Consider the following 18,635-nt stretch of genomic DNA (forward strand, 5'->3'; position numbering starts at 1 on the left):
CGGTCGACGGTACACAACGGTGCCGCGTGCAGGCGCACGTGTTCGCGCAGGGCTGCACGGGCAGGAGTGGGGCCGGCCGACGGCCGAGGGCTCAGCCGCCGTAGACGTGGGGGGCGAGCGTCCCGACGAAGGGGAGGTTGCGGTACTTCTCCGCGTAGTCGAGGCCGTAGCCGACAACGAACTCCGGCGGGATGTCGAAGCCCACGTAGCGCACGTCCACCTCGACCTTGGCGGCGTCCGGCTTGCGCAGGAGGGTCGCGATCTCGACCGACGCCGTACCCCGGCCGCGCAGGTTCGACACCAGCCAGGACAGGGTGAGCCCGGAGTCGATGATGTCCTCGACGATGAGGACGTCCCGCCCGTGGACGTCGGTGTCGAGGTCCTTGAGGATCCGCACGACGCCGGAGGACCGGGTGCCGGACCCGTAGGAGGAGACCGCCATCCAGTCCATCTCGAGCGGCGTGTGCAGACGGCGGGACAGGTCGGCCATCACCATCACCGCGCCGCGCAGCACCCCGACGAGGAGCACCTCGCGTCCGACGTAGTCCGCGTCGATCTGCTCGGCCAGCTCGTCCAGACGCGCCGCGATCTGTTCCTGCGTCAGCAGGACCTTGTCCAGGTCCTTGCCCATGTCCTCCGCGTCCACGCGCACTCCCGCCTCAATCGCCCAGTGGCGTCCCGTCCACGGCGACGCCGTGGGGAACAAGAGTCAGCCTGCCACACGCGCGGGACCCCGTGACACCGCCAGGGAGCATCGTGGGGCCCTGGCCGTGGTAGCGCACGACGAGGGCGTCGAGGGCCGCGACGTGCCGCGCGGACAGCGCCCCGCCGGGGCAGCCGGCCGCGGCCGCCGCCAGGCGCAGCGCCCGGCGGCGCAGGGCCGGGTGGGCCGCCGCGAGGACGCCGACGTCGAGGGCGAGGCCGCCGCCCGCGGCGGGCCCTCCGGCGTCGCCGCCGTGTCCAGGGTCACCGGCGTCACCGGCGTCACCGGCGTCACCGGCGTCACCGGCGGGAGCGTCGGCGTCGGCGTCGGGCGCGGAGCTCTCCGCCCGGGCGAGGAGCTCCGCAGCGAGCGTGTCGAGGAGGTCGGCGTCCTCCCGCAGGAGCCCGGCCGTGCGGGCCAGCGCCTCGGGCACCCCCGGGCCGAGGGCCTCGGCCAGCGCCGGCAGCACTCGCTCGCGCACGGCCGCGCGGCGCAGCGGCCCGCCGTCGGCGGTGCGCCACGGCCCGTCGGCGGCATTGCCCGGGTCGTCGACCGGGTCCAGCCCGAGGGCGCGGCACACCTGCTCGGTGTCGGCGCGGCGCAGGTGGAGGAAGGGCCGGCGCAGGTCCCCGCGCCGCGGAGCCATCCCGGCGAGCGAGCGGGCCCCCGAGCCCCGGGCGAGCGCCAGCAGCACCGTCTCCGCCTGGTCGTCGAGGGTGTGCCCGAGGAGGACGACGGCGGCCCCGGCCTCGCGTGCGGCGTCCTCGATCGCGGCGTACCGGGCGTGCCGGGCGGACGCCTCGGGGCCTCCCGGTCCCGCCACGGTGACGGTGCGGACCAGGGCGGGTTCGAGGCCCATCGCCGCGCACGCGGCCGCGGTGCGCCGGGCGACCTCCGCACTGCCCGGCAGGAGGGCGTGGTCGACGGTGACGGACCCGGCGAGGATCGCCGCCCGGGACGCGACGAACGCCGTCGCGGCGGCGAGCGCGAGGGAGTCCGCACCACCCGAGCACGCGACGAGCACCCGGGTCCCGGGCGCCAGGTCGGCGAGCGCGTCGCGGATGGCGGAACGGGCGGCGGCGACGGCCGGGTCGGGCCCGGTCACCGGCCGCGCCCCCGGCGCCGCTGGCGCTCCCCCACGGCGGCGCTCAGCCGTGGACCCGGCGCACCCAGGCGTCGGGGTCGGCGATCTCCGCCGGCGTCGGCAGGAGCGGCGGCGCGGTCCACACGGCGTTGAGGCCGTCGTGACCCACCTTGGCGACCACCCCGCGCACGAACGCGGCCCCGTCGCGGTACTGCGCCACCTTGGCGTCCATGCCGGTGAGGCGGCGCAGCAGGATGTCCACCATCCCGGTCCCGTCCCGGCGCTTCTCGAAGGACGCGCGGATCCGCCGGATCGAGGGCAGCACCTGGGGTCCCACGGCGTCCATGACGACGTCGGCGTGGCCCTCGAGGAGCGACATGACGGCGACGGCGGAGGCCATGTGCTCGCGCTCGGCGGGCGTGAGGAACGCCTCGACCAGCGGGCCGGCCCCCTGCCGCTCGCCCGCACCGCCGCGCGAGCCCAGGGTGTCGAGGACCGCGCGGACCGCGCGACCGATGCGCTGGCGCCCGTCCTCGGGGTCGCTCATCCCGCCGACCAGCGCGCGCAGGCGGGAGGCGAGGTGGTCGGCGAGCCAGGGGGCGGCGGCGAACTGGACCGCGTGCGTCTGCTCGTGCAGGCAGACCCACAGCCGGAAGTCCATGGCGTCGAGGTCGAGCTCCCGCTCGACGTGGAGGACGTTCGGTGCGACGAGGAGCAGCCGGCCGGCCGGGTCCGCCACGCCCTGCCCGGGCCGGTGGCGGGCCGGGGTGAACGGGTCGAACTGGCCGAGCACCTTGGTCGAGAGGACCGAGAGCATGATCCCCAGCTCTTCCCCACCGAGGCGGGCGGCGCCGGGCACGGTCACCTCGGGCAGGAGGTCACCGGTGAGGTGGGCGAACATCGCGACGTTCGCCTCGGCCCAGCGGGCGCGGTCGATGACGAACACCGGGCGCCGGGCGGCCTCGGCCCCGGCCTCGTGGAGCCCGGTGATGGCCGCGACGTGCGCCGGGGCGCTGCCCGCGGCCGCGCGCAGCACGTGCACCAGGGCGTCGAGCTCGGCGCGGGAGGCGCGGGGGCCGGGCGGGACGAGGCGCGCGGCGCGCCGCTCGGCCGCCCGGAAGTCGATCGAGGAGCTCATGAGGTCACGGTACGCGTCGCCGGGTCCGCGGGCCCGGGCGGGTCACACGGGCCCCCGGCGGGGGTCGGCGCGGGCCCCCGGCGGGGGTCAGCGCGGGCCCCGGTGGGCTCAGCGGCACCCGCAGCCGGCCAGCGCGGTCGCCCACTCGTCGACCGCCTCCCGCGCGGCGGAGGCCCCACCGAACGGGACGTCGTCGGCCACGACAGAGAGCACGAGGAGCCGGCCGTCCGCGTCGAGGACCGCCCCGGTGAGGCTGACCGCCGTCGTCAGCGTGCCCGTCTTGGCCTGGAGGACCCCGGCGGCGGGCCCGGCGAACCGCCGGGCGAGGGTGCCCTCGAGCCCCGCCACGGGCAGGTCGGCGGCCGCACGCAGCTGGGGGTGCACCGGGTCGAGCGCGGTGGTGACGACGTCGGCGAGGACGGCGGGGGGCACGACGTTCTCGACGAGCAGGCCCGAGGTGTCCGCGAGGCTCACGCCGCTGACGTCGATCCCGAACCCGGCGAGGTGGTCGAGGACGGCGGCGATGGCGCCGTCGGTGGAGCCCTCACCGCCGTCGGAGACGGCCACGAGGCGGGCGAGCACCTCGGACAGGGAGTTGTCCGAGACCCGCAGCGTGTGGGCCACGATGTCCTCGACCGGCGCCGACTCCACGGTGGCGAGCACCTGGGCGCCCGCCGGCGCCGCGGCGCGCTCGACGGCGCCGTCGACGGCGACGCCCTGCGCGGCCAGCGCGGCGGCGAAGGTCTGGGCGGCGGCCAGCGCCGGGTCGGGCAGGTACCCGCCGGCGGGGTCGAGGCCCGTCTCCACCGCGACCGGCTGGATCGGCATGACGAAGTCGAGGTCGATGCCGCCCCAGCCGGGATTGAGCGCCGGGCCGGTGAACAGCGTGTCGTCGAGGCGCACGCGGACGCTGCCCGTGCCCGCGAGCGCGGCGGCGGTCTGCTCCGCGAGGTCCGCGAGCCCGGCGTGCCCGACGACGGCGCCCTCGTCTCCCGCACCGGCGGCGAGGAGGATGTCGCCCCCACCGACGAGGACCACCTCCCCCGGCCCGCCCGCGACGACCTGGGTGGTGAGGACGTGGTCGGGCCCGAGCGCGTCGAGCGCGGCCAGGGCCCCGAGGACCTTGACGCTCGACGCCGGCGTGCGCGGGACGTCCGCCTCCACGTCGACGAGCCGCTCCCCGGTGAGGGCGTCGACGACGAGGACGCCGGCCGAGGGGCCGATGCGCTCGTCGGCGAGCAGCTCGTCGGTGAGGGCGGCGAGCGCGGCGGGGTCGGGCCGGGGCGCGGCGGGGTCCGGCGTCGTGAGCGTGAGCGGCGCGGCCCGGTAGGTGGGGGTGGGGTACGGCGCCGGGTCCGGCACGGGCTCCGCCGTCGTGAGGACGCCCGGGACGACGTCGTAGGCATCCGCGGCCGCGTACCCGGCGAGGAGGACGACGGCGGCGAGCGCGGCTCGTCCCGCCCTGCCCATGCGCGCTCCTACCGGTGGTGGGCGCCGATCGCCCGCTCGTGCGTCAGACTAGTGCGCAGGCTGTCGCCCCCTGCGACGGCGGCGCACGCTCAGCGCACCCCCGCCGCGCGGGTGGGGCGGGTCAACGGGAAGGGAAGCATGGACTTCGACGTCACGATCGAGATCCCCAAGGGGCAGCGGAACAAGTACGAGGTCGACCACGAGACCGGGCGCATCCGCCTGGACCGCATGCTCTTCACCTCGACGCGCTACCCCGACGACTACGGATTCATCGAGAACACCCTCGGCGAGGACGGTGACCCGCTGGACGCGCTCGTCCTGCTCGAGGAGCCGACGTTCCCGGGCTGCCTCATCCGGTGCCGCGCCCTGGGGATGTTCCGCATGCGCGACGAGGCCGGCGGCGACGACAAGGTGCTGTGCGTGCCCACGGGCGACCAGCGCGCGTCGTGGCGCACCGACATCGAGGACGTCAGCGAGTTCCACCGCCTGGAGATCCAGCACTTCTTCGAGGTCTACAAGGACCTCGAGCCGGGCAAGTCCGTCGAGGGTGCGCACTGGGTCGGACGCGAGGAGACCGAGGAGGAGATCCGCCGCTCCTTCCAGCGCGCGCTCGACGCCGGGTACGTGCCGAACGGCGCCCACCCGGGCGCCAGCACCGTGCAGGTCAAGCCGTTCGGCGCGGGCGACGCGTCCTGACGGACCCCGCCGCCCACCCGCTGCCCCCGCACCCCTTCCGGTGATCGTGCAGAAACGCTGACGACGCCAGCGTTTCTGCAAGATCACCAGGGAAGGGGCGGGGGCTAGTCGATCCTGCGCACGATCCGCGCCGGATTTCCCACGGCGACGACGTTGGCGGGCAGGTCCTTGGTCACCACGGCACCGGCGCCGACGACCGTGTTCTCACCGATGGTGACGCCGGGCAGGACGATGACGCCGCCCCCGAGCCACACGTTGTCACCGATGGTGATGGGCTTCGCCGCCTCCCACTTGTCCCGGCGCGGTCCGGGCTCGACGGGGTGGGTGGGGGTGAGCAGCTGGACGTTCGGCCCCATCTGCACGTCGTCGCCGATGGTGATGGGGGCGACGTCGAGCGCGACCAGCCCGAAGTTGGCGAAGCAGCGTGCCCCGATGCGGATGTTCGAGCCGTAGTCGACGTACAGGGGCGGGCGGATCTCCGTGCCCTCGCCCACCTCGCCGAGGAGCTCGCGCAGCAGCGACTCCCGGACGCGGCGCTGCCGCACCGTCGTCATGTTGAACGTGTCCATGAGGTCGAGCGCCGAGGCGCTCGCCTCCGCGAGCTCCGGGTCGTCCGCGAGGTACAGGTCCCCGGCGAGCATGCGCTCGCGCATGGTGCGGGCGTCGGCGCCGGCGTCGTGACTCGTCATGCCGGCGACCGTACCGCTAAGCCCGTCGCACCACCGGGGCCACCAGCCGCCCGACGGCGCACCGCCGCCGGGGGCGGGCGCCGGTCCTAGACGCGCCCGCCCGACGGCAGGACGTTGGCCCAGTACATGGGCACGTACTCGACCGTCTTGCCCGGCGCGGGTGCGTGGAGGCGCATGCCGTTCCCGGCGTAGATGGCCACGTGGTAGATGCCCGAGGGTGCGCCGTTGTTCGAGTAGAAGATGAGGTCGCCCGGCTGGAGCTGGTCCACGGGCACGCGCGAGGTGGCGGCGTACTGCTGCTTCGTCGTGCGCGGCAGGCTCACGCCGGCGCGGGCGAAGGCGGTCTGCGTGAGGCCGGAGCAGTCGTAGCCGTTGGGTCCGGCCGCTCCCCAGATGTAGGGCTTGCCCAGCTGGGTCCGGGCCCAGGCGAGCGCCTCCTGGGCGGCGCTCTTCGGGGCCGGCGCGGGCGCCGGGGCAGGAGCCGGAGCGGGAGCGGGAGCGGGAGCCGGTGCCGGCGCCGGGGCCGGGGCCGGTGCCGGGGCCGGGGCCGGGGCGGGAGCGGGAGCCGGGGCGGGCGCCGGAGCGGGAGCAGGTGCCGGGGCGGGCACGACCGGCCGGCTCGCAGGCTCGGACGGCGCGGGCTGCGACGGCGCGGACGGCGACGGCGCGGACGGCTCCGACGGAGCGGGCTGCGACGGCGCAGGCCGGGACGGCGCGGACCGGGACGGCGCTGCCGACGCGGGCCGGGCGGTGTCCACGGCCGCCTCCTGGGCGCGCGCGGCGGCGATGGCGGCCTCGCGGGCGATGCGGTCGTCGCGCTCGCGCCGCTCGGCGTCGAGGGCGTCCTGGCGCTCGCGCTCGAGCTCGAGCGTCGTGCTGCGCTGCGTCGCCAGCTCGGCGAGCAGGCTCTCGCGGCGGTCGACGGAGAGGGCGAGCTGGGTCTGGGCGCTCTCGGCGGCCTCCTCGGCGCCACGCCGGGTCTCGGCCACCTCCTCGGTCGCCGCCTCCTGCTCGTCCACCGCCTCGCCGGCGCGCCGCTCGAGGGTCGAGGCGACCTGCTCGCTGGCGCGGAACTGCTGGAGGGTGTTGTCGGTGCGCGTGCCGAGCCGGTCGATCATCGTCGCCCGGGCCATGGCGTCCTCGAACCCGTCGGCGGAGATGAGCGGCTCCACCGGACCCAGCGAGCCGGGTCCGGAACGGTAGGCGGCCGTGGCGACGCGGCCCAGCTCGGCACGCTGGACCTCCACGTCGGCGAGCGCATCGTCGGCCTGCTCCCGGGCGGACGCCGCCTCGGCCTCGGCCACCTCGAGGGCGGCGGCCGCCTCGAGGAACGCCTCGTTGGCCTGCGCCGCGCGGATGCCCGCGTCGTCGACCTGGGAGCTGAGCTCCGCGAGACCGATCTCGAGGGCGGCGATCCGCTCGCGGGTCTCGCCCTCGGCCTGGCGCGACGACGCGATGGCGTCCTGGCTCGGGGGGGTGGGCTCGGCGGACGCGGCAGAACCGACCGCACCGAGCCCCAGCATGACGACGAGCGCCGCAGCGCCGCGACGACGGGGATGAACCACCATGTCTCCGTCCACAGACCGAACTAGCCGTGCCGACGGCGTGTCGTGCTTGACGCGCCCGCCCGGCACCTGAAGCACCGTAGCGCTCTCCGCGCGAAAAGAGAACACCTGCACCACTATTCACATTCGTCACATCAGTCCCACCAGCACCACGTCCCGGCCCGTGAGACGGGGCTTCTCGGCGAACCGGCGCGTCCGTACGCTCCCCGACATGACCTGCCGAATGTGCCGCTGACCCGCGCACACCCCGCTCCCGGGGTCCGGCCCGCCCTGCTCCCGATCGGAGCCACGGCCGCCGTGACCGGCAGCAGCACCAGCTGTGCGCAGCACCCCATCCCCCTGCGGGACGGGCGAGGCGCGTGCGGCCCGCCGTCCCGCTCCATCGAACTGGAGCAGCCATGAGCGAGTCGAACGCCTGGGCCTTCGAGACCCAGCAGATCCACGCCGGCCAGACGCCGGACGCCGAGACCGGCGCCCGCGCCCTGCCGATCTACCAGACCACCTCCTACGTCTTCGCCGACGCCGCCCAGGCGGCCGGGCGCTTCTCCCTCGCGGAGAGCGGGCCGATCTACACCCGGATCACCAACCCCACGCAGGAGACGGTCGAGAACCGCATCGCCGCCCTCGAGGGCGGCATCGGCGGGCTCCTCCTCGCCTCCGGGCAGGCGGCGGAGACGCTGACGATCCTCAACATCGCCGAGGCCGGCGACCACGTCGTCGCCAGCCCCAGCCTCTACGGCGGCACGTACAACCTCCTCCACCACACCCTCGCCAAGTACGGGATCACGACGACGTTCGTCACCGACCCCGACGACCCGCAGTCCTGGCGCGACGCCGTCCAGGACAACACCAAGCTCTTCTTCGGCGAGACCATCTCCAACCCGAAGCAGGACGTCCTCGACATCGCCGCCGTCGCCGCCGTCGCCCACGAGGTGGGCGTGCCGCTCGTCGTCGACAACACCATCGCGACGCCGTACCTCATCCGCCCGCTCGAGCACGGCGCGGACATCGTCGTCCACTCCGCGACGAAGTACCTCGGCGGCCACGGCACGTCGGTCGCCGGCGCCATCGTCGACGGCGGGACGTTCGACTGGTCGGCGGACCCGGCGCGGTTCCCCAACTACAACACCCCCGACCCCAGCTACAACGGCCTGGTGTACAAGGACCTCGGTGCCCCGGCGTTCATCCTCAAGGCCCGCGTCCAGCTCCTGCGCGACCTCGGCCCCGCGGTCTCGCCGTTCAACGCCTTCCTCATCGCCCAGGGCCTGGAGACGCTCTCCCTGCGCATCGAGCGCCACGTCGCCAACGCCGAGCGGGTCGCGCGGTTCCTCGAGGAGCAGGAGCAGGTGACCCGGGTCGCCTACGCCGGCCTGCCGTCCTCGCCCTGGTACGACCGGGCCCGCCGGTACGCCCCCAAGGGCGCCGGCGCGGTCCTCGCCTTCGAGCTCGCCGGGGGGTACGAGGCGGGCATCGCCTTCGTCGACGCCCTCGAGCTGCACTCCAACGTCGCCAACATCGGGGACGTCCGCTCCCTCGTCATCCACCCCGCCTCGACGACGCACTCCCAGCTCACCGAGGACGAGCTCGTCGCCGCCGGAGTGAGCCCCGGGCTCGTGCGCCTCGCCGTCGGCATCGAGCACATCGACGACATCCTCGCCGACCTCGACAAGGGCCTGCGGGCCGCGGACGCCGTGTCCTCCGCCGTCACGGCCGTGAGCGGGGACGGCCCCGCGTGAGCGACGGCGACTGTGCGGCGGACGCGGCGGCCCACCGCCGCGTCCGCTCGCGCGTGCGCCCGGCCGACCTCCCGGCCACCGGGGCCTGGCGCGAGGGCATGCCGCCCGGCGGCCGCCGCTTCGCCGACCTCGGCGCCCTCCACCTCGAGGCGGGCGGGCGCCTGCCGCACGTGCGCCTGGCGTACGAGACGTGGGGCACCCTCAGCCCGGCCCGCGACAACGCGGTCCTCGTCCTGCACGCCCTCACCGGCGACGCACACGTCACCGGCGCCCCCGGCGCCGGGCACCTCACCCCCGGGTGGTGGTCGAGCATCGTCGGTCCGGGTCTCGCCATCGACACCGACCGCTGGTTCGTCGTCGCCCCGAACGTCCTCGGCGGGTGCCAGGGCTCCACGGGCCCCTCCTCCCCCGCCCCGGACGGCACCCCGTGGGGCAGCCGGTTCCCCACGATCACGGTGCGCGACCAGGTCGCGGCCGAGATCGAGCTCATGGACCAGCTCGGGCTCGACCGCTGGGCGCACGTCATCGGCGCGTCCATGGGCGGCCACCGGGTCCTCGAGTGGGGCGTGACGGCCGCGGAGCGGGTCCACTCGCTCACCGTGATCGCGTCCGCGGCGCAGACCTCGGCAGACCAGATCGCCTGGGCGCACCCGCAGCTCGCGGCCATCCGGCTGGACCCCGCGTTCCGGGGCGGCGACTACTACGGGGCCGCCCCCGGCCAGGGCCCGCACACCGGCCTCGCACTCGCGAGGCAGATCGCGCACACGACGTACCGCAGCGCCGACGAGCTCGAGACCCGGTTCGGGCGTCTCCCCCAGCACGCCGAGGACCCCATGCTGGGCGGGCGCTTCGCCGTGCAGTCCTACCTCGACCACCACGGCGCCAAGCTCGCGACGCGGTTCGACGCCAACAGCTACCTCGTCCTCACCCAGACCATGCTCACCCACGACCTCGGCCGGGACCGCGGGGGCGTCGAGGCGGCGCTGAGCCAGATCACCGCGGACGTCCTCGTCATCGCCGTCGACACCGACCGCCTCTTCCTGCCCGAGCAGTCCGAGCGCATCGCCGCCGGCGCCCCGAACGCCGGGCCGGTGCGCTACGTCCGCTCCCGCCACGGCCACGACGGGTTCCTCGTCGAGCACGAGCAGGTTTCCCGCCACGTCGCGGGCTTCCTCGCGCACGTCGCGCGACGCCTGGACCGCTGAGGCACCGGCCGGGGCGGCCCCCCGCGGCGGGCAGACGTGCGCGGCCGCCGTCGCCGCGCCACGATGAGCCGGTGCCGATCCGCCACCGCGCCGACGCGACCTCCGACGACCCCGCGAACCTCCCCGACCTCGCCGCCCCGGCGGAGCCGGACATCGCCCTGCCCCCACCGCCGCCCGCCGGTCACTGGGGCCGCGACCTCCTCGGGGACGGCTTCGAGGCGCAGACCCTCCCGCTCCTGCCCGACGAGGAGGGCGAGGTGGTCGCGACGATCGTGCGGCACGTCCCCGGCGAGGACCCCGAGGCCGGCCCCACGCCGGCGCCGGCCTTCACCGTGCTCTACCTCCACGGCTGGAACGACTACTTCAACCAGCGCGAGCTGGCGCGCGCGTGGTCGGGCCTGGGGGGTGCGTTCTACGCCCTCGACCTGCGCAAGTACGGCCGCAGCCTGCGCGCCCACCAGAGCCACGGGTACGTCGAGCACCTGTCCACCTACGACGAGGACATCCACGCCGCGCTCGCCGTCATCCGCGCGGAGCACGGGCCGGAGCAGGACCTCGTCCTCATGGGCCACTCCACGGGCGGGCTCACGGCGGCCCTGTGGGCGCACCGGCACCCCGGCGCCCTGCGGGCGCTCGTCCTCAACGCGCCGTGGCTCGAGCTCCAGGGCTCCTCGCTCATGCGCACCGTCTCCCAGCCCGTCGTCGACCGCGTCGCCCGCTACCAGCCCAAGGCGGCCCTGCCCGTCGTCGACCCGGGGTTCTACTCCCGCGCGCTGGTGGGGATGGCCGAGGACGACGACGACACCGACGCCGACCCGACCGACCCCTTCGTCACCGGCTGGGGGCTGGAGCCCGCGTGGCGGACCTCGCCGTCCGCGCCGGTGCGCGCCGGGTGGCTCTCCGCCGTCATGGCCGGCCACGCGCAGGTGGCCGACGGACTGAGCATCATGGCCCCGGTCCTCGTCCTGTCCTCGGACAAGACGGTGGTCGGCACCCGCTGGGCACCCGCGATGCGCAAGGCGGACGTCGTCCTCGACGTCGACCGGATGGGGCGGCGGGCGCTGCAGCTGGGGCCCGTCGTCACGGTGGTGCGCATCGCCGACGCCATCCACGACGTCACGCTCTCCGCGGCGCCCGCGCGGGCGCAGGTCTACCGCGAGCTCAGGCGGTGGACGCGCGCCTACGTCGCGCGCGACGCCTGAGCCCGCCCGCAGGCTCGGCCGGCGCCGGGCGTGCCGCCAGCTCGTCGCGCGCCTCGCCCAGGCTGGGGCCGCCCTCGCCGAAGCGCCAGGCCTGCCAGCCGTCCACCGGCCCCTCGCCGGTGCTCCCGGCGACGGCGGCGGCAGCCTCGTCGGGAGCGAGGAACGTCCGTCCGCCGACCGTGAGGGTGCCGTCGGGCAGGAGCGTCGCCGTGTGCCTACGGCCCGGCCCGCGCGCCCACACGAGCTCGGTGGGCCCGTCGAGCGCGGCCGCGATGGCCGAGAGCGCCGGGGCCGGCATGCCGTTCGAGGCGGCGGGCGCCACGAGGGCGGGCTCGTCCGTGAGCGCCCGCGGCGCCAGCACGGCATCGTCGGTGAGCCCGGGCTCGTCCCACTCCTGCGCGGCGTAGGGGACGGAGAGCTCGGGGCGACGCGCCGCGCGCCCCGGCAGGACCTGCGGGTACCCGACGAAGGGCTCACCCAGCTGCGTGACGTCGAGGAAACGCCGCCCGTTGGACATCTGCCGCACCGAGAGCTCGTGGACGACCACCCCCGAGGCGGTGAGGGTCTCCAGGGCCGGGCGGACGTCGTCGTCGACCGCACCGGCGACGACGATGAGGCGCGGCCCCGGGGTCGGGCGCGGCGGCATGGTCTCGCGGAACGCGGTCCAGTCCAGGCGAAAGGCGTCGACCCCGCGGGGGTAGGACTCGGCCAGGGCGACCCACCTCCGGTCACCGGCCCGGCCCGCGCGGCTCAGCGCGGCGACGAGGGCGCCGGCGTCGAGCCGTTCCACGACCTCCACCGTGACGACCTGGCCGGTGGCGTCCATCGCGGTGAGGCGGGGGCTGGCGTCCTCGTCGTGCCAGCTCACGGGGAACAGGGGGCGCTGGACGACCTCGAGGACCTGCTCGCGGACGGACTGGAGAACCTCTGGCTCGACGGGCTCGTGCACCGGACGCCCGAACTGGGCCGGGACGAGGCGACCCTCGTCGAACTCGAACAGGGGCATGGCGACGTCGACCTGGCTACCTTCACGCGGGGGCGGGGGCTCGCGCCATCATCGCACGACGGGGTGCCCGTTCTGAGTCACATGTCACCAAAACGCGGCGGCGCGCTCAGCGGTCACCGGCCAGCAGCTGGGCGAGGTGGACGCCGTGCCGTCCGGCGAGCTGCTCGGCCTGCGTGCGGCACGAGAACCCGTCGGCGAGGTAGACCGTGTCCGGGTCGGCCTCGCGCAGCGCCGGGAGCAGGGACTGCTCCGCCACCTGCACCGACACGTCGTAGTGACCCTTCTCCATGCCGAAGTTCCCGGCCAGGCCGCAGCAGTCGCTCAGCTGCCGCACGCGCGCGCCCGCCGTCGCGAGGATGGCGGCGTCGGCCTCCCACCCCATGACGGAGCGGTGGTGGCAGTGCGGCTGCGCGACGACCTCGACCCCCTCGAGCGACGGCGGCTGCCACCGCTCGCCGGGGCCGACCGGCTCGGGCGCCGTGAGGAGCTCGGCGAGGGTGTACGTCCCGGCCGCGAGCATCGCGGCGCGGGGGTCGTCGGGGAACAGGTCGGGGAGGTCCGAGCGCAGCACCGCGGTGCACGACGGCTCCACCCCGACGACGGGGATGCCGTTCGCGGCGTACGGGGCGAGGACCGACATCGTCTTCTCCAGCCGCCGGCGGGCGCCGTCGAGCTGGCCCGTGGTGATCCAGGTGAGCCCGCAGCAGGCCTGCTCGTCGGGGACGACGACGGTGTACCCCGCCTCGTTCAGGACCCCCACCATCGCGCGCGCACCGTCGCCGTCGAGCGTCTCGGAGAACGAGTCGGCCCAGAGCACGACGTAGCGCGGGCCGTCGCCCTCCGCCCCGTCGCGCTGCTCGTCGCCCCGGTGCTCGAGCAGCGGCGCGGGACGGGGCGGGTTCTCCCCCTCCGGCGCTTCGGTGTGACCGCTCGGGGAGGGCGTCGAGGTGTCAGGCGCGCAGGCGCACGTGCCCGGCGTTTCTGCATGATCACCAGAAGAGGGGGGTGATGCGGGGGCGGTCGGGACCGAGCGGACGACGTCGTCCGGGCGCGTGCGGGCCCACGCCGAGAACCGCTGCTCGGCGAAGCGGACCATCTGCCGGCGCGGGTCCATCCCGCCGGCCCGCAGCACCACAGCGGCGACCGGCCGCACCCGGAGCACAGCGTTGACCAGGCGCGCGAGCGCGGGCACGGACGTCACCAGGCCGCTCCACCGGGGCAGCCAGCCGAGGACGTAGTGCGTCACCGGGCGCACCCGGTGCCGGTAGGCCCGGTGGAGCACCTCGGACTTGTACCGGGCCATGTCCACGCCCGCGGGGCAGTCGCTCGAGCAGGCCTTGCACGCCAGGCACAGGTCGAGGGAGGCGTGCACCTCCGGGGAGCGGAAGTCGTGGACGAGGGAGCCGTTGGCGAGCTCCTGCAGCACGCGCGCGCGTCCCCGGGTGACGTCCTTCTCGTCGGCCGTGGCCCGGTAGGACGGGCACATGAACCCACCGGAGCTCGACGTGTCGGCGCGGCACTTGCCCACCCCGACGCACCGGTGGACCGCGCGGGTGAGGTCCCCGCCGTCCTCGGCGAAGGAGAACCCGCTGGAGATGGCGAGCAGCGGCCGGGCGGCCGGGCGGCGCAGGTCGGCGTCGAGGGGCCGGGGGCGCACGAGGACGCCGGGGTTGAGCAGGTCGTCCGGGTCGAAGAGCGCCTTGACCTGGCCGAAGAGGTCGAGGACCTGCGGCGGGTACATCTCCCCGAGCAGCTCGCTGCGCGCCCGGCCGTCGCCGTGCTCACCGGAGAGGGAGCCGCCGTAGGACGCCACGAGCCGCGCCGACTCGGTGAGGAACTGCCGGCTGGGCCCGATACCCGCGGGCGTCTCCAGGGGCAGGTCGAGGCGCACGTGGATGCACCCGTCGCCGAAGTGCCCGTACAGCAGCCCGTCGACGCCGAAGGAGGCCATGAGCGCCTCGAAGTCGCGCAGGTAGGCGCCGAGCCGCTCCGGCGGGACGGCGGCGTCCTCCCAGCCGGGCCAGGCCTGCGCGCCCGACGGGGTCCGCCCGCCCAGGCCCGCGCCGTCGGCCCGGATCCGCCACAGGGCGCTCGCCTGCGCCCCGGCGGGGACCACCCGCGCGGCGTCGGTGCCGGCGTCCCGGGCCAGCGCCCGGGCCCGGGCCAGGGCGTCGTCGGCGTCGAGGCCGCCGACCTCGACGAGCAGCCAGCCGGCGCCCGGCGGGAGCTCGGGCACCGACGCGGGGCCGTGGTGGCGGCGGACGACGTCGACCAGGCGCGCGTCGATCCCCTCGATGGCCAGGGGCTCGTGCGCGAGCAGCGCGGGCACGGCGTCGGCGGCGCTGGCCATGTCGGGGTAGCCCAGTGCCACGAGCACCGGCGCGCTGGGCACCGGGACGAGCCGGACGGTGGCCCCGAGCGTGGTCGTGAGGGTCCCCTCGGTGCCGACCAGCGCCTTGGCGAGGTCCGCGCCGTGCTCGGGCAGCAGGTGCTCGAGGCTGTAGCCGGAGACCTGCCGGCCGAAGCGGCCGAGCTCCGTGCGGATGAGGGCGAGGTTGGACCGGACGAGGTCGCCCAGCCCCGGGACGACGTCGAGCGCCCCCTCCCCCGCGCGGGCAGTGAAGGACCGGCCCCGCCCGTCGACGACGTCGAGGGCGAGGACGTTGTCGGCGGTGCGCCCGTACGCCACCGCGTGCGGGCCGCAGGCGTTGTTGCCGATCATCCCGCCGAAGGTGGCGCGGTTCTGGGTGGACGGGTCCGGCCCGAAGCGCAGGCCGTGCGGCGCGGCGGCGCGCTGCAGGTCGGACATGATGACGCCGGGCTCCACCCGGGCCGTCGCCGACTCGGGGTCGAGCTCGAGGATCCGGTTGACGTGGCGGGAGAAGTCGAGGACCACACCGGGGCCGATCGAGTTGCCGGCCACCGACGTCCCGCCGCCGCGGGAGGTCACCGGCGCGCCGAGGCTGCGGGCCACGTCCAGGGCCGCGCGGGCGTCGTCGACGTCGCGGGGCACGACGACGACGTCGGGCACCACCCGGTAGTTCGACGCGTCCGTGGAGTACTCCCCGCGACGGCGCGCGTCGTCGGAGACCTCCCCGTCCACCGCCCGGCGCAGGGCGGCGACGAGCTCGGCGGCGTCGGTGTGCTCGGCTCGGCGGGGCTGGGTGAGGCTCACCCCACCATGCTGCCACCGCCGCCGCGCCGCCGCCGATGACGTCCGGCCGGCGGCCCCCGACGCACCCCTCGGCGGCCCCAGGCGCGCGCCCCGGGCGGCCACCTCACGCGCAGCCCGGGCCGCGGGTCAGCGGGTGGCGTCCTCCCCCGCCATGACGGCGGCCCGTCCCGCCTCCAGCCGCGCGACCGGCACCCGGAAGGGCGAGCACGAGACGTAGTCGAGCCCGGCGACGTGGAAGAAGTGGATCGACTCGGGGTCGCCGCCGTGCTCACCGCACACCCCCATGTGCAGCGTCGGCTTGGTCGCCCGGCCGCCCGCGACCCCGGCCCGGACCAGGGCGCCCACGCCGTCGGCGTCGATCGTCTCGAACGGGGAGATCGTGAGGACGCCGTTGGCGAGGTAGTCGGTGAAGAACGCGCCCTCGACGTCGTCCCGGGAGAAGCCCCACGTCGTCTGGGTGAGGTCGTTGGTGCCGAAGGAGAAGAAGTCCGCCTCCTCGGCGATGCGGTGCGCGGTGAGCGCGGCGCGCGGCAGCTCGATCATGCAGCCGACGGGCAGGCCTCCGGCGCCCACCTCGGCGAGGATCCCGGTGGCCTCCTCGCGGACGATCTGCAGCTCCCGGACGGATCCCACGAGGGGCACCATGATCTCCGGGCGCGGGTCGCCGCCGGCCCGGCGGCGCTCGAGCGTCGCCTCGGCGATCGCCCGGATCTGCAGGGCGAACAGCCCCGGGACCTTGAGCCCGAGGCGCACCCCGCGCAGGCCGAGCATGGGGTTCGCCTCGTGCATGCGGCGCACCGCGGCGAGCAGCGCCACCTCGCGCTCGTCCACCTCGCCGCGCTCCCGGGCCAGGGCCACGCGCACCGCGAGGTCGGTGAGGTCGGGGAGGAACTCGTGCAGCGGCGGGTCGATGAGGCGGATCGTCGTCGGGAGCCCGTCCATCTGCTCGAGGATGTCGATGAAGTCCCCCCGCTGGAGCGGGAGGAGGGCGTCGAGCGCGGCGTCCCGCTCGGTGTCCCCCTCGGCGAGGACGACCCGCTCGATGAGCTCCCGGCGCTCGCCGAGGAACATGTGCTCGGTGCGGCACAGGCCGATGCCCTCGGCGCCGCGCGAGCGGGCGCGGCGGGCGTCGTCGGCGGTGTCCGCGTTGGCCCGCACGCCGAGGCGTCGGACGCCGTCGGCGTGGGTGAGGATGCGGTGGACCGCCTGGACCAGCTCGGCGGTCGCCTCGTCCGGGCAGGCGGCGAGGCCGGCGTCGAGCCCGTCGGCGATGTAGGTCATCACCGGGGAGTCGACGACGGGGACGTCCCCGAGGTAGACCTCCCCGTTCGTCCCGTCGAGGGCGATGACGTCGCCGGCGACGAGGGTGCGCTCGCCCACCCGCACCTCCTGCTTGGCGACGTCGACGTCGAGCGCCTCGGCCCCGACGACGGCGCACGTGCCCATGCCCCGGGCGACCACGGCGGCGTGGGAGGTCTTGCCGCCGCGGGAGGTGAGGATCCCCGCGGCGACCATCATCCCGGCGAGGTCGTCGGGGCTGGTCTCGCGCCGGACGAGGACGACGTCCGCGCCGGCGTCCGTGCGCTCGATCGCCTGGGCGTTGTCGAAGACGATCTCCCCGACGGCGGCGCCGGGCGAGGCCGCCATCGCCCGGGTGAGCAGGGTCTTGTCGGCCGCGGCGTCGAACTGGGGGAAGAGGAGCTTGGTCAGCTGCTCGCCGGTCACCCGCGAGATCGCCTCGTCCATGGTGATGAGGTGCTCGTCGACGAGCTGGGTGGCGACCCGGAAGGCGGCCGCGGCGGTGCGCTTGCCCACCCGCGTCTGCAGGAGCCACAGCTTCCCGCGCTCGATGGTGAACTCGATGTCGCACAGGTCGCGGTAGTGGGTCTCCAGGCGGCGCATCGCCTGGCGCAGCTCGGCGTAGGAGTCGGGGTCGATCTGCTCGAGGTCCGCGAGGGGGACGGTGTTGCGGATGCCGGCGACGACGTCCTCGCCCTGGGCGTTGGTGAGGTAGTCCCCGTAGACGCCGGAGTGCCCGGTGGAGGGGTCGCGGGTGAAGCACACCCCGGTGCCCGAGGTCTCCCCCAGGTTGCCGAAGACCATCGTCACGATGTTGACCGCGGTGCCCAGGTCGTTGGGGATCCGCTCCCGGCGGCGGTACAGCGCCGCGCGCTCGGTGTTCCAGGACCCGAACACGGCCTCGATGGCGAGGTCGAGCTGCTCACGGGGGTGCTGCGGGAAGTCCCGGCCGGCCTCGGCGCGGACGATCTGCTTGAAGGTCTCGACGAGGCCGCGCAGGTCCTCGGCCCCGAGCTCGACGTCATCCCGCACCCCGCGCTCGGCCTTGAGGTCGTCGAGCGCGGCGGCGAAGAGGTCGCCGTCGACGTCGAGCACCGTCTTGCCGAACATCTGGATGAGGCGGCGGTAGGAGTCCCAGGCGAACCGCTCGTCCCCCGAGAACTGGGCCAGGCCCTGCACGGAGGCGTCGTTGAGGCCCACGTTGAGGACCGTCTCCATCATCCCGGGCATGGAGAACTTGGCGCCCGAACGGACGGAGACGAGGAGCGGCTCGTAGAAGTCGCCGAGCCGGCGGCCGAAGGTGTCCTCGATCTCCCGCAGCGCCAGCGTCACCTCCACGCGCAGGTCCGCCGGCACCTGGCCGGTGGCCATGTACGCGCGGCACGCCTCGGTGGTGATGGTGAAGCCCGGTGGCACCGGCAGGCCGAGCCGCGTCATCTCGGCAAGGTTGGCGCCCTTCCCGCCGAGCAGGTCCTTCTGGTCCTTGTCGCCCTCGCTGAAGCGGTACACGTACTTCGGCATCGTGGCCTCCCGCGTTTCGCCGGCTCACCCTTGAGTCCGTCCTCAGCGTAGCGAGGGCGGCGCCGGAGGGCAGGGGATGGGCGTGGGCGGCACCCACCCGCGGGGCCCGGGCACCTTTTGCGCCCTCGTCGGGCGGGGCTCACACT

At 75.5% G+C, this 18,635-nt stretch carries 13 protein-coding genes; 4 read left to right on the plus strand and 9 right to left on the minus strand.

Annotated elements, in window-relative coordinates; genetic code table 11:
• Positions 1 to 91: 91 nt before the first annotated feature.
• The 4 genes from hpt to dacB form a co-directional block, all read right to left on the minus strand.
• The gene (hpt, locus tag EBO36_RS13255; RefSeq protein ID WP_122825675.1) at positions 92 to 646 is read right to left on the minus strand and encodes a hypoxanthine phosphoribosyltransferase; all 555 of its coding nucleotides are present in this window, start codon (positions 644 to 646) and stop codon (positions 92 to 94) included.
• 13 nt (positions 647 to 659) lie between these two features.
• Entirely contained in the window at positions 660 to 1,808 is a 1,149-nt protein-coding gene (gene tilS / locus EBO36_RS13260) for a tRNA lysidine(34) synthetase TilS (RefSeq protein ID WP_122825033.1), read from the minus strand.
• 43 nt (positions 1,809 to 1,851) lie between these two features.
• On the minus strand, positions 1,852 to 2,925 hold the full coding sequence (locus EBO36_RS13265; protein WP_122825034.1) for a zinc-dependent metalloprotease: 1,074 nt from the start codon (positions 2,923 to 2,925) through the stop codon (positions 1,852 to 1,854).
• Positions 2,926 to 3,033: 108 nt separating this feature from the next.
• Entirely contained in the window at positions 3,034 to 4,395 is a 1,362-nt protein-coding gene (dacB, locus tag EBO36_RS13270; protein ID WP_122825035.1) for a D-alanyl-D-alanine carboxypeptidase/D-alanyl-D-alanine endopeptidase, read from the minus strand.
• A 138-nt stretch (positions 4,396 to 4,533) separates the two neighbouring features.
• Here dacB and EBO36_RS13275 point away from each other — a divergent pair, with 138 nt between their 5' ends.
• Positions 4,534 to 5,091 carry an inorganic diphosphatase gene (locus tag EBO36_RS13275; protein ID WP_122825036.1) on the plus strand — a complete coding sequence of 186 codons (558 nt, stop codon included), beginning with the start codon at positions 4,534 to 4,536 and terminating at the stop codon, positions 5,089 to 5,091.
• A gap of 104 nt (positions 5,092 to 5,195) precedes the next feature.
• On the opposite strand, the gene EBO36_RS13280 is transcribed toward EBO36_RS13275, so the two are convergent.
• A complete protein-coding gene (locus EBO36_RS13280; RefSeq protein ID WP_122825037.1) occupies positions 5,196 to 5,780 on the minus strand; it encodes a sugar O-acetyltransferase in 585 nt (194 codons plus the stop codon).
• Between the two features lie 86 nt (positions 5,781 to 5,866).
• On the minus strand, positions 5,867 to 7,348 hold the full coding sequence (locus tag EBO36_RS13285) for a C40 family peptidase (protein ID WP_122825038.1): 1,482 nt from the start codon (positions 7,346 to 7,348) through the stop codon (positions 5,867 to 5,869).
• A gap of 395 nt (positions 7,349 to 7,743) precedes the next feature.
• On the opposite strand from EBO36_RS13285, the gene EBO36_RS13290 reads away from it, so the two are divergent.
• The 3 genes from EBO36_RS13290 to EBO36_RS13300 all read left to right on the plus strand — a co-directional run bounded on the left by EBO36_RS13290 (position 7,744) and on the right by EBO36_RS13300 (position 11,488).
• Positions 7,744 to 9,081 (plus strand): bifunctional o-acetylhomoserine/o-acetylserine sulfhydrylase, encoded by a 1,338-nt coding sequence (locus tag EBO36_RS13290; RefSeq protein WP_122825039.1) that lies wholly within the window; start codon positions 7,744 to 7,746, stop codon positions 9,079 to 9,081.
• Positions 9,078 to 10,286, plus strand: a complete 1,209-nt coding sequence (metX, locus tag EBO36_RS13295) for a homoserine O-acetyltransferase MetX (protein WP_241237121.1) — start codon at positions 9,078 to 9,080, stop codon at positions 10,284 to 10,286. The genes EBO36_RS13290 and metX overlap by 4 nt, the downstream gene beginning before the upstream one ends.
• A 71-nt stretch (positions 10,287 to 10,357) precedes the next feature.
• Positions 10,358 to 11,488: an alpha/beta hydrolase gene (locus EBO36_RS13300; protein ID WP_244925293.1), complete on the plus strand. Its 1,131-nt coding sequence runs from the start codon at positions 10,358 to 10,360 to the stop codon at positions 11,486 to 11,488.
• On the opposite strand, the gene EBO36_RS13305 is transcribed toward EBO36_RS13300, so the two are convergent.
• The 3 genes from EBO36_RS13305 to ppdK all read right to left on the minus strand — a co-directional run bounded on the left by EBO36_RS13305 (position 11,448) and on the right by ppdK (position 18,489).
• The gene (locus EBO36_RS13305; RefSeq protein WP_122825040.1) at positions 11,448 to 12,494 is read right to left on the minus strand and encodes a restriction system modified-DNA reader domain-containing protein; all 1,047 of its coding nucleotides are present in this window, start codon (positions 12,492 to 12,494) and stop codon (positions 11,448 to 11,450) included. The genes EBO36_RS13300 and EBO36_RS13305 overlap by 41 nt on opposite strands.
• A gap of 106 nt (positions 12,495 to 12,600) precedes the next feature.
• Entirely contained in the window at positions 12,601 to 15,669 is a 3,069-nt protein-coding gene (locus EBO36_RS13310; protein WP_244925294.1) for an FAD-binding and (Fe-S)-binding domain-containing protein, read from the minus strand.
• A 126-nt stretch (positions 15,670 to 15,795) separates the two neighbouring features.
• Entirely contained in the window at positions 15,796 to 18,489 is a 2,694-nt protein-coding gene (ppdK, locus tag EBO36_RS13315; protein ID WP_122825041.1) for a pyruvate, phosphate dikinase, read from the minus strand.
• Between the last annotated feature and the right edge of the window lie 146 nt (positions 18,490 to 18,635).

This window comes from Georgenia faecalis (assembly GCF_003710105.1).
Lineage (GTDB): Bacteria > Actinomycetota > Actinomycetes > Actinomycetales > Actinomycetaceae > Georgenia_A > Georgenia_A faecalis.

Coding starts and splice junctions, on each gene's coding strand:
- EBO36_RS13265 (WP_122825034.1), bottom strand. CDS start 2,925: ATGAGCTCCTCGATCGACTTCCGGGCGGCCGAGCGGCGCGCCGCGCGC.
- EBO36_RS13275 (WP_122825036.1), top strand. CDS start 4,534: ATGGACTTCGACGTCACGATCGAGATCCCCAAGGGGCAGCGGAACAAG.
- EBO36_RS13305 (WP_122825040.1), bottom strand. CDS start 12,494: ATGCCCCTGTTCGAGTTCGACGAGGGTCGCCTCGTCCCGGCCCAGTTC.
- EBO36_RS13290 (WP_122825039.1), top strand. CDS start 7,744: ATGAGCGAGTCGAACGCCTGGGCCTTCGAGACCCAGCAGATCCACGCC.
- dacB (WP_122825035.1), bottom strand. CDS start 4,395: ATGGGCAGGGCGGGACGAGCCGCGCTCGCCGCCGTCGTCCTCCTCGCC.
- ppdK (WP_122825041.1), bottom strand. CDS start 18,489: ATGCCGAAGTACGTGTACCGCTTCAGCGAGGGCGACAAGGACCAGAAG.
- EBO36_RS13280 (WP_122825037.1), bottom strand. CDS start 5,780: ATGACGAGTCACGACGCCGGCGCCGACGCCCGCACCATGCGCGAGCGC.
- EBO36_RS13285 (WP_122825038.1), bottom strand. CDS start 7,348: ATGGTGGTTCATCCCCGTCGTCGCGGCGCTGCGGCGCTCGTCGTCATG.